General features: G+C 45.6%; 5 protein-coding genes. 4 read left to right on the top strand and 1 reads right to left on the bottom strand.

Going from position 1 to position 11,752, the window contains the following annotated elements; translation table 11 throughout:
• Positions 1 to 494: 494 nt before the first annotated feature.
• Complete coding sequence (locus LEPBO_RS0103110) at positions 495 to 2,867, bottom strand: endonuclease MutS2 (protein ID WP_017286072.1); 2,373 nt, start codon at positions 2,865 to 2,867, stop codon at positions 495 to 497.
• A 365-nt stretch (positions 2,868 to 3,232) separates the two neighbouring features.
• Here LEPBO_RS0103110 and LEPBO_RS35970 point away from each other — a divergent pair, with 365 nt between their 5' ends.
• From LEPBO_RS35970 to treY, 4 genes are all read left to right on the top strand, one after another.
• Positions 3,233 to 4,423 (top strand): hybrid sensor histidine kinase/response regulator, encoded by a 1,191-nt coding sequence (locus tag LEPBO_RS35970; RefSeq protein ID WP_017286071.1) that lies wholly within the window; start codon positions 3,233 to 3,235, stop codon positions 4,421 to 4,423.
• The gene (locus LEPBO_RS39740) at positions 4,420 to 7,125 is read left to right on the top strand and encodes an ATP-binding protein (protein WP_017286070.1); all 2,706 of its coding nucleotides are present in this window, start codon (positions 4,420 to 4,422) and stop codon (positions 7,123 to 7,125) included. The genes LEPBO_RS35970 and LEPBO_RS39740 overlap by 4 nt, the downstream gene beginning before the upstream one ends.
• Before the next feature lie 65 nt (positions 7,126 to 7,190).
• Complete coding sequence (gene treZ / locus LEPBO_RS0103095) at positions 7,191 to 8,981, top strand: malto-oligosyltrehalose trehalohydrolase (protein WP_017286069.1); 1,791 nt, start codon at positions 7,191 to 7,193, stop codon at positions 8,979 to 8,981.
• 8 nt (positions 8,982 to 8,989) lie between these two features.
• Positions 8,990 to 11,749, top strand: coding sequence for a malto-oligosyltrehalose synthase (treY, locus tag LEPBO_RS0103090; protein WP_017286068.1), 2,760 nt, complete (start codon positions 8,990 to 8,992; stop codon positions 11,747 to 11,749).
• Positions 11,750 to 11,752: the final 3 nt, after the last annotated feature.

The following is an 11,752-nucleotide window of genomic DNA, read 5'->3' as shown; positions in this document are numbered from 1 at the left end:
CCAGGGTGAATTTCTGCTAAAAACTGCGATCGTGCATTTTACGAAGCAACGAAAAACGTTGTTCGGATGCCCCTGAAGGTTAGATCGCACAATCAATGAGCTTCAGATTGGGTAAGACTCTGAAACGAAAGGGTAGTAGTGCTGACTTCAAATGGTGAGACGCGACTAGATAGGTGGCGCTCGGTTAATCTTCTATCACCTGTTTACAAAACCAGTTTGCAAAAACAGTGAGGTAATTCCTGATGATGCTCGTTTCCTGACATTAGCATTCCAGAAAGAATACTGTAAGCGCTTTCACTTAACTTTAACGAAATTTTAAATTCTGCATCTGTGTTTACACGGCTTTTTTATGCGGAACTGCCCAGTTTTAGCAGGATTTATCGGCAAAACCAAGCTATTGCTCAGTATCTTTACGCAAATTAGTTAGATCCTAAGAAAGCTAAAACTGGGCGATGTTACCGTTTCGTCTGAGTGAAGTTGACTGTGGAATCCACTTACCCAGGGTAAGCGATCGTCACTCCGGTTCCACCATCTGCACGATCAGCAAGCTCAAATCTTTGGACTCGCGGATGCTGTTTCAGAAAGTCGTGAACCCCTTGACGGAGCTTACCTGTGCCATGTCCGTGAATAATCCAAATCGGCGTTCGAGCTTCTGAAATTGCTTTATCAAGCACAATTTCTGCATCTGCGACCCGGCTGCCTCGGATGTCAAACGTATTGCGATCGGTACGAACTGCAGGCATGGAAACCGCAGGTTGAGGAGAAGGAGCAGACTTTGGCTTGGGTTCAGGTTGAGGCTTCGTCACTTTTTCGCCTGTGAGAGACTCAATATCCGTCACGGGAACGGTCATTTTCATGATGCCGAAGCGCACAATTAGCTCCTCATCTCCTGCAAGTTCCAGCACTTCTGCAGTTTGACCTAAGCGAGGAATGCGAATGCGATCTCCCACTTGCGGACGATAGCCGGGTTTGGGTTTCGCGGGTTGCTGGCGCGAAGGTAGATGCTTATCCGAGAGGCGATTCAGGGCATCGGTTGCTTGTTGGGCATCTTGAGCCGTGGCATTGCCTTGCTGAAGTTTGCGAATCACTTTCGCGATTTCGGTTTTGGCTTGCGCGATCGCATCTTGTACGGCTCGTTCTTGCGCTTGCTGCAAGCCACGTTCGCGATCGCGCAGATTTTCTGCTTTTGCCGATACTTCTGTATAAAAGCGTTCTGCTTGCTGAAGCAGGTCTGCGGCTTCTTTCGCTTTCGCTTCTTGCGCCCGACGTTGCGCTTCGAGTCCTGCAATCACTTGGTTGACATCTTCCGTCGCGCCACCGACTTGAGTTTGTGCGTTTTCAATCACTTCCGAGTTCAAGCCGAGCCGCCGCGCGATCGCTAAGGCGTTGGATCGTCCTGGAATTCCCCAAAGCAGTCGATAGGTGGGAGACAGCGAAACATCGTCAAACTCGACTGACGCATTTTCAAAGCGATCGTCTTGATATTTCAAAGCTTTGAGTTCGCCAAAGTGCGTGGTCGCAATTGAAAGCTGCGCGTGATCTGCAAGATATTTGAGCAACGCGATCGCGAGGGCACTGCCTTCTGTCGGATCAGTTCCGGCTCCGACTTCATCGAGCAGCACTAAAGAATGCGATCGCTCCTTCAATGCCTCTAAAATTCGACTAATGCGGCGAATATGCCCAGAGAAAGTCGAAAGACTTTGCTCTAAAGATTGTTCGTCTCCAATATCTGCTAAAACTTGCTCAAACCAAGGCAGTTCGACGGGTTCGCGGGCTGGAACAAATAGCCCAACTTTTGCCATCAGCACTGCTAAACCTAGCGTTTTGAGGGTGACCGTTTTACCGCCTGTATTGGGGCCTGTAATCGCGACGACTCGAATCTGAGGTTGAATCACGAGATCGACAGGAATGACATCGCGACCTTGTTCGTGCTGATTTTGCCAAACTAGGAGCGGATGACGGAGCTGCCGAAGCACGATCGTATTTTCTGTAAAACGCGGTGGATTTGCTTTGAGCCAGAAGCTATAGCGCGCTCGTGCCGTTGCCAAATCCAATGTTGTACAAATGGCGAGTAATCGTTCTAAGTCATCTTTTGCGATCGCAACTTGCTCGGTCAGAACTCTCCGAACCGTTTCTTCTTCGGCTTGTTCTTGGCGCAGTAATTGACGCAGTTGATTATTGAGTTGCACCGTCGGATGCGGCTCAATGTAAAAGGTTGCGCCACTCATCGAGACATCATGCACAATGCCAGGAATTGCCTCTTTGTGAGTCGCTTTGACGGGAATGACAAATCGCCCGTCGCGCTGAGTAATCACTTGTTCTTGCACCGCAGTCGATTGGCGCTGCATAGTACGTTGCAGCATTTCGTAAACGCGATCGCGAACTTGTTTTTGCTGCGATCGAATTCCTGCCAATTTTGGACTCGCGCGTTCGCTGACTTTACCATCGTCATTGAGACAACGATAAATTTCCTGTTCAATTTCAGGATAGGTGCGCAACTCTGCCACTAATTCGCTCAGAATCGGGTAGCCATCCTGATTGTCGATCGTGCGTCTGAGCGTTCTCGCACCCGAAAGTGTCGTTGCGATCGTCAAGAGTTCGACCCCAGACAAGATCCCCTGCAAAGATGCCCGTTCCAGTGAATCTCCAATGTCTTCAATCCCTTCAAAACTTAGCCCAGTCGTGAGTTGAGTTTCTAAATCATAAATTTCTTTGGTTTGGGCAAGCAGATGTTCGGTTTCAGATTGAGTGGTTGGAATTTTCAGCGCACGCAGAACGATCGCGCCTAGCTTGGTCGAGGCAAACGTTGCCAACTGTTGACAGAGGCGTGACCATTCTAAAAGTTCTAGAGTCTCAGTTTGAATCAAGGTTAGGGACAAAAATGATGAAAGCTACAACTCTCTATTGTAGAAGCTTCGCAGAGACAGAAATAGCGCCCTAGCCAGAACTCTATCGAAAAATCAGGGAATTGCCGTGAAATCTCATCGCGCGCGATCGCACTAAACGACGCTTAACACTCAAACTCCACGATTTGAGCAAAATTTAAGCCTGACAAGTGCAGCGCAGTCGCAACTCGCTGCCCGAATTTTCCCTGAAACAATTATCGATCGTCATTGTGCTGAACTTTAGTCAGACCGTGCAGTCCGTTATAATCAAATTCTGCAAGTCGCCCAAAATTTCAAGTCGCCCAAAATTTCAGATTGAGCCATGACATCGATTGAGGCAGACCCCCATGAGCAAACCTGTAATTATCTGTGTAGATGACGAACCATTAGTACTAGAAACTCTCAAAATCGAATTAAAACGGGTGCTCGGCGAGAACTGCTTAATCGAGACGGCAGAAGGCGGAGAAGAAGCATTAGAACTATTTGATGAACTGCAAAACAGCAAAGAATACGAAGTCGCTTTAGTACTTGCAGATTACATTATGCCAGGGCTGAACGGCGATCAACTGCTCAAACAAATCCACGATCGCTCGCCTCGAACTCTCAATGTGATGATTAGCGGGCAGGCTGATCTAGAAGCAGTCAGTCAGGCTTTGCGGAGTGCTAGACTCTATCGCTACATCTCGAAACCCTGGACACCAGAAGATATTAGCTTAACGATCGTCGAAGCAGTTCAATCTTATTTGCAAGATCGAAAATTAGAAACACAGACTGAAAAATTACGTGCGATCAATTCTTATTTAGAGCAACAAATTCAAGAGCGCACGGAAGAACTTCAGCAAAAAATGCAGGAACTAGAAAAACTCAACACGCTCAAAGATGAGTTTCTACATGCGGTCAGTCATGATCTCAAAACGCCTCTGATCGGCAGCATGTTAGTCTTTCAGCGTTTGAAAAAACAACTTGATGATCCGGTACAGCTATCCCGATCCATGCTCGATCGCATGGTTGAAAGCACTCAGCGTCAACTCAAGTTGCTTGACTCTCTATTAGCAGTACAGCTTAGCGAACATGGCATGAGGCTCGATCGTCAAGCCATCAAACTTGCAGCCTTTGTAGATGAGATCATTTTGGATTTAGAGCCAATTTTGACTGAAAATCAAGTGACGATCGCGCATACAATCTCATCCGAATCCACGGTTTATGCTGACGAATTTCAACTGCGGCGAGTGTTCGAGAATCTGATTACGAATTCTTTGAAACACAATGCACCAGGGATTTCCTTAAGCATCTCTACGACTGTTGAAAATCATATACTCAAATGTATGATTGAAGACAATGGCGTTGGCATTCCCCAGCAAGACTGTGACTTGATGTTTGAACGCTATCAGCAGGGGAGTCGCAATCGGCGATCGCTTGGGATTGGGTTAGGGCTTTACCTCTGTCGGCAAATCATTCAGGCACATGGCGGCGAAATTGGAGTCATCAGTGCAGTTGACCAAGGTGCAAAATTCTGGTTCACTCTACCCACATCATGAACCGTCCTCATCCTTCACTCCAGAATGTCTTAATTCTTGCGTTGATTGCTCACATTCTGAGTGTTGTAGGGTTAATTAGCTATTTCTCGTTTCGCAACAGCCAAGCCTCTGTCCAGGAACTCGCAAAGCAGGTCGTTCAGGAAAGAAGCGATCGCATTGCTGACTATCTAACAACTTATACAGCAGCACCACCGCTTGCGACTCAACTCAATGCGAATGCCATTCAGAATGGAACTCTGAAGCTCGATCGCCTCTCCACTTGGAATCGTTATCTCTTTCAGCAAAGTAACCTGTTCCAAAACCTCGCCTACCTCTATTTTGGGTCAGCCCAAGGCGAGTACAGCGAACTTCGACGATATGGCGATCGTCAATTTCGATATGGCTATAGCGATCGCCAACAACGGTTAAAATCATTTGAACTCGATGCCCAAGGCAATCCGCAAAAAGTTGTGCTAAAGCGGCTCTATGATCCGCGAATTCGTCCCTGGTATCAACTCGCGCAGAGCGGTACAACAGGCTGGACAGAGATCTATGCCTTTGATGATACCCCACCCATGCTCGGCATTAGTTTTGTACGTCCCGTCTATGAGGCTCAGCAATTTCGAGGCGCGCTAGGAGCCGATTTTTTGCTAGCTGGCATTCATGAATTTTTGAGCAGCATTCAACCGAATTCACAGAGCCGAATTCTGATTATGGAGCGGAACAGCAAGCTGATTGCTACGTCTTCAAACGAGCTACTTTTCGACTCAGAACGCCGACGAATCGATTCGATCACAGTACAAGATCCTCTGATCCGCAGGACTGCCGAAATGCTACGCCAGCGCTATGGGCAGCAGATTAAGAGTCACGCTCCGCAGCTTCTAACGCTGCAATTCGACCATGATCTGCATTACGTTTATCTCGCTCCTTTTTCGGATCAGTACGGTTTGGATTGGTTGATTGTGATCATGGTTCCACAATCGAGTTTTTTGGGGCAAGTGGAGGCGAATCAGCGGATGATGCTCTGGCTTTGCCTAGCTGCGTTAGCCACTGCGATCGTGACGAGCATTCTCACCGCACGATGGCTTTCTCGTCCAGTGCAGCAGTTAAGCGAAGCAAGCCAGAACATTGCCAAAGGAGAGTTTGATCAAATTGTTAAAATCCGAGGTGCTCGAGAGTTCGTCGGACTTGCGCGATCGTTTAATTTGATGAGCCAAGAGATTCAACGATCGCAATCCCAACTTGAAGAGTATGCGCACACTTTGGAAGAGAAAGTTCGAGCGCGGACGCACCAACTGGAACAAGAAGTCGAAGAACGCCAGAAAATTAATGCAGAATTACGAGCCGTCTTTGCAGCAATGGATCAGCTAATTTTTATCTTCGATCGCGATGGACGACATCTCAAAGTTCCAGCAAAACGCGCACAGCAGATTTTCTATAAACCAATCGAATCACGGATTGGACGAACGCTTCATGAAGTCTTTCCCCAGGACATTGCCGATCACTTTCTCCAGCACATTCATCAGGCGCTCGATACTCAGAAAACTGTCGATATTGAATACACGCTAGAGATCGAGGGTGAAGTAGTTTGGTCTGATGCGAGCATTTCTCCGATTGATCATCAGACCGTGATTTGGATATCGAGAAATGTTACTGATCGCAAGCGTGCTGAGCAACAACTCCAACAAAGCCATGACGAACTTAAACAAACCTTAGATGAATTGCGATCGACACAAGCAAAGCTGATTGAATCTGAAAAGCTTGCTGCTTTGGGACAATTAGTGGCTGGAGTTGCACATGAAATGAACACGCCATTGAGTGCGATCCAATCTTCAATTGAGACACTTTCGGGCTTTATGCAAACTGAGTTAGAAGCATTGCCCACATTTTTACAGCAGCTTTCAGTACAACGTCAGCAAGACTTTTTTAGTTTGCTTGACCACGCTGCTGAAACGGCTCCAACATTTGCTCGCTTATCCAGTCGCGAGAAGCGTCAGCTAAAACGTGCCCTGAGCCAACAACTTGAGAGCTATCAAATTAAACCAGCAGATATCATTGCAGATACGTTAATCGATATTGGAGTGTACGATCGCATTGAATTGTTCATTGTTCTTTTGCAAGAGCGCGATCGCGATGCGATTCTAAATGCTGCTTATCAATTTATGATCGCGAAGCGCAGCTTACAGACACTTGCGATCGCATCAAATCAAGCTGCAACTGCTGTTCGCGCGCTGAAAACCTATGCGCGACAGAACGCAGATAGCCAGCCTATTCTTGTTAACGTCATTGATAGCATCGAAACTGCATTAACGCTCTACCGCAATCAACTCAAGCGAGGCGTAGAAGTTGTCCGATACTATGAAGAAGTTACTTTAATCCAAGCTTATGCGGATGAATTGAATCAGGTCTGGATGAATCTGATCCACAATGGCATTCAAGCGATGAATTATCAAGGCACATTAACGATCAGAGTCACTTCTATCTCGAATGGGATTCAAGTTGCCGTAACCGATACGGGAGCGGGCATTCCCCTAGAAATTCACGATCGTATCTTCTCGCCATTCTTTACCACAAGACCCATCGGAGAAGGAAATGGCTTAGGGTTATCGATCGTGCAGCAATTGATCGAAAAACACTCTGGAACTATTTCATTTGATAGTGTTCCAGGTTGTACAACGTTTACAGTCTGCTTGCGACAATCTCTTCCTCGCACTCTGACTTGAGATAGATTGGCGCTCAGAGCGAATCGAGTACTGTTGGCAAAGCGGGTTTAATATTTTTTTGAAATATGAAAGTAGGCGCTTGGTACTTGGGCGACGATCGCTGTGAATTCACAGTTTGGTGTCCTCGATCGAAAACAGTAACTTTGGAGTTATCCGATCGATCTGTTGAAATGCAGCGACAAGATGATGGATATTGGAGCACGATCGTTTCGGGAATCAAGCCGGGTGCTGAATATCGCTATCGACTTCAGAGTGGAACCTTTCCTGACCCGGCTTCGCAATTTCAACCCTCTGGCGTGCATGGAGCATCGGCAGTTGTCGATCACCGTTTTGAGTGGCAGGATTCGCAATGGCAGGGAATCAAGCTCGAAGATTTTGTTATTTACGAGTTACATGTCGGCGCTTTTACACCAGAAGGAACCTTTGAGGCGATCATTCCACGATTGCAGACTTTGAAAGAATTGGGAGTGAGCGCGATCGAGATTATGCCGATCTCTCAATTTCCGGGCGATCGCAACTGGGGCTATGACGGCACTTATCCTTATGCTATTCAGAATTCGTATGGTGATGCGAACAGCTTAAAAAAGCTAGTCAATGCCTGTCATCAGCATGGGATTTCCGTCGTCCTCGATGTTGTTTATAACCACTTTGGTCCTGAAGGAGCTTACATTAATCAGTTTGGTGACTACTTTACGGAGACTTACAAAACACCTTGGGGAAGCGCAATCAACTTTGATAATGCTTACAGCCATTGTGTGCGGAGTTACTTCTTAGAGAATGCACTGTATTGGCTGAGAGAGTTTCATATTGATGCTTTGAGGCTTGATGCAGTCCAAGCTATCTATGATATGGGTGCGCGGCACTTTTTAGCAGAATTAGCTGATCGAGTTGAAGAACTTTCACAACAACAAAACCGCAAGCTATACCTGATCGCTGAGAGCGATTTGAATGATGTGAAGTTAATTCGATCGAAGAGTGCAAACGGGTATGGCTTAGATGCTCAGTGGAGCGATGATTTTCACCATGCATTACATGCATTACTCACGGGAACTGACATTGGTTACTATCAAGATTTTGGAACTTGCGAGGACTTAGCAAAAGCTTATCGCAACACGTTTGTATACGATTGGAAGTATGCACCTCATCGATTTCGGTTTCATGGTGCGCCTGCGCTGGATTGTCCGATGACACAATTTGTAGTCTGCATTCAGAACCATGATCAAATTGGGAATCAAATGCACGGAGAGCGATTGTCTCAGTTGATTTCGTTTGAAGGTTTGAAATTAGCTGCGGGGGCTGTGTTACTTTCGCCTTATATTCCACTGCTGTTTATGGGTGAGGAGTATGGTGAGGAAGTTCCGTTTACTTACTTTGTCAGCCATTCTGATCCTGAGCTAATTCAAGCGGTTCGACGTGGTAGAAAGGCTGAATTTGCGGCATTTCATCTTGAGGGTGAACCGCCTGATCCAGAAGCTCCCGAAACATTTCAAGTTTGTAAGTTGCAGTGGGAGCGACATCAGCAAGGCAAACACAAAGTTCTTTGGACGTTCTATCAAAGATTGTTGAAACTGCGGCGATCGCATCCTGCACTCGTAAAGCGCGATCGCGCTTCAGTTTCGGCTTGTGCTGAGGAGGATAAAAAGCTGGTTTGGCTAGAGCGGCAAGATGTGATTTGCGTTTTTAACTTCAATCAGAGCGACCAAGTGTTTGAGTTTCCAGTAGGACAATGGCGAACTGTGCTCAATTCAGCAGATCAAGAGTGGATGGGAGCAGGTTCGCTTGCACCAGAGAAGGGGCAAGAGGGAGAAAGCGGAACTGTGCGATCGCAAAGCTTTGTCGTGTATGAGCGGTACTAGAGGATAATATGCGAATTCCAAACTCAACTTATCGAATTCAATTTAGCTCAGAGTTTCCATTCAAATCGGCTGAGAAAATTGTTGGATACCTAGCAAAACTCGGCATTACTGAGCTATACGCCTCACCGATCTTCAAAGCAAAATCTGGTAGCACTCACGGATACGATGTCGTTGATCCAACCCAGATTAATCCTGAGCTAGGAGGACAAGCAGCCTTTGATCAATTAGTTTCAAAGCTTCAGTCTTACCAACTCGGATGGCTGCAAGATATCGTGCCGAATCATATGTCGTATGATGCTAACAATCTCTATTTGATGGATGTTTTAGAGAATGGCTCAGATTCAGATTACGTACAGTATTTTGATTTGGCTTGGAATTCGCCGTTTGGAAGTAGCCAAGAGCCAATCTTAGCGCCTTTGCTTGGAGATTTTTATGGGTCTTGTCTAGAAAATGGCGATATTCAAATTCAATACGATCAAAACGGTTTAACTGTAAATTACTACAGCTTAAAGATTCCGCTCAAGCTTGAATCCTATTCAACTTTTATAGCAAGCAACTTAGGGAAACTCGCAAAATCTCTAGGTCGAAGACATCCCGATTTTGTCAAACTTCTAGCTGTTCTGTTTGTATTGAGAAGTTTGCCATCTGAATCAGGCGGCAAGCAGCGACAAGACCAATCCGAATTTGTCAAAGGAATGCTTTGGGAGTTGTATGAAAGCAATTCAGAAGTCAAAGCTTTTATCGATGACAATATTCGATTCTTTAACGGAGAAGCTGGAAATCCTCGAAGCGTGGATCTCTTAGACAAACTACTTTCTGAACAGTTCTTCCGCTTGTCTTATTGGAAAGTTGGCGCAGAAGAGATTAACTACCGGAGATTCTTCACAGTCAACGAATTGATTTCTGTCAAAGTTGAAGAGCTAAAAGTCTTTAACGAGACGCATAATTTCCTCAGCCAGATGGTAGAACAGGGCAAATTTACAGGGTTAAGAATTGATCATATTGACGGATTATATAATCCCAAAGAGTATTTAGATCGCCTGAAAGAAAAGAATCCAGAAGCTTATATTGTCGCAGAGAAAATTTTGCAGCCTGGAGAAGATATCCCGAAGAATTGGAATATTCAAGGTACTTCAGGCTATGACTATTTGAACTATCTCAATAGCGTTTTCTGCGATGTTGAGAACGAGAAAGAATTTGACAAAATTTATCAGATGATTCAAGAGCGATCGCTTGATTTTGAGCAAGTCGCTCTTGAGAAGAAACATTTAATTCTCGATAAGAATCTAGCTGGAGATCTTGATAATTTAGCAGCACTTTTGAAAGATATTTCGCTCAAAGATCGCTATGGAAATGATTTCACAATTAACGGCTTAAAACGAGCGATCGCCGAAGTTCTCACTCAGTTTTCAATCTATCGAACTTATACAACCGAGGCAGGCGTATCCGAATCGGATCGCACGTATATTCAAACAGCGATCGAGACTGCGAGAGAAAACGCACCCTTCTCGCAAAAAGAGCTAGATTTCCTTGAAAAAGTACTACTACTTGACTATGACAACTCACTGATTCAAACCGACAAAGACAAATGGCTTTACTTTGCTATGCGTGTACAACAGTACACTGGGCCACTGATGGCGAAAGGTGTTGAAGACACAGCATTCTATGTCTACAATCGCTTAATTTCACTCAACGAAGTCGGAGGCGATCCAGGTCGCTTTGGCATTAGTGCAGCAGAATTCCATCAGTTCAATCAGTATCGCCAACAGCATTGGCATACTGCCATGAATGCAAGTTCGACCCATGATACGAAGCGAGGTGAAGACATTCGCGCCCGCCTCAATGTGCTATCCGAAATTCCGGATGAGTGGCAAGCTCAACTACAGAAATGGCGCGATCTGAATTCAGAGCATAAAGTGCGCGGCAAAAGAGGTCATATGCCTTCTGCAAATGACGAATATGCTTTCTATCAAACGATTTTAGGGGCATATCCATTTCAGGAAAGCGAGATGCCTGGATTTGTCGATCGCATCGAACAATGTGCAATCAAATCGATTCGAGAAGCAAAAGTCCATACTGCTTGGCTACGACCGAATCAACCTTACGAAGAAGCTTGCTCAAATTTTGTCAAAGCTATTTTGAACAGCGATCGCTTTCTCACAGAGTTTCTGCCCTTCCAACAAAAAATCGCGCACTACGGACTGTTTAATTCACTGTCTCAAACCTTGATTAAGCTGACTTCACCAGGGATTCCCGATATTTATCAAGGAGCTGAACTGTGGGATTTAAGTTTAGTCGATCCAGACAATCGTCGCCCGGTTGACTTTGAGCTACGCGCATCTTTTCTCGATGAGATTCAAGCCTCGACCGATCGTTTGTCTCTGATTCAGAAACTACTCGCAACCCGTCAAACTGGACAAATCAAGCAGTTTCTCATTACCCAAGTTCTCAAACTTCGGAATCAGTATGCTTCGACTTTTCTCAACGGCGATTACCTTCCCCTTGAGGTAACTGGCAAATTCAAAAATCACATTATTGCATTTGCCAGAAAAGATTCAGAAAAAACGATCGTCACCATTGCTCCTCGATTCTTCAGTCACTTGATTCAAGTCGAACAACTCCCGATCGCGGAAATTTGGGAAGATACTGCGATCTCACTTCCGGGAACAAGTTGGCGAGATGCGATCGCCGATATCGAACATAATGGAGAAGCTGTATTCGTCAAAGATATCTTGAAGTATTGCTCGATCGCATTACTACATGATTAGAAG

This window comes from Leptolyngbya boryana PCC 6306 (assembly GCF_000353285.1).
In the GTDB taxonomy this organism is placed as follows: Bacteria; Cyanobacteriota; Cyanobacteriia; order Leptolyngbyales; family Leptolyngbyaceae; genus Leptolyngbya; species Leptolyngbya boryana.
The sequence above is the reverse complement of the archived record's forward strand: the minus strand, read 5'-3'. Positions and strand labels throughout refer to the sequence as shown.

What these genes read in the sequence shown, in the direction of transcription:
- LEPBO_RS35970 (WP_017286071.1), top strand. Translation starts at nt 3,233, where the DNA reads ATGAGCAAACCTGTAATTATCTGTGTAGATGACGAACCATTAGTACTA.
- LEPBO_RS39740 (WP_017286070.1), top strand. Translation starts at nt 4,420, where the DNA reads ATGAACCGTCCTCATCCTTCACTCCAGAATGTCTTAATTCTTGCGTTG.
- treZ (WP_017286069.1), top strand. Translation starts at nt 7,191, where the DNA reads ATGAAAGTAGGCGCTTGGTACTTGGGCGACGATCGCTGTGAATTCACA.
- treY (WP_017286068.1), top strand. Translation starts at nt 8,990, where the DNA reads ATGCGAATTCCAAACTCAACTTATCGAATTCAATTTAGCTCAGAGTTT.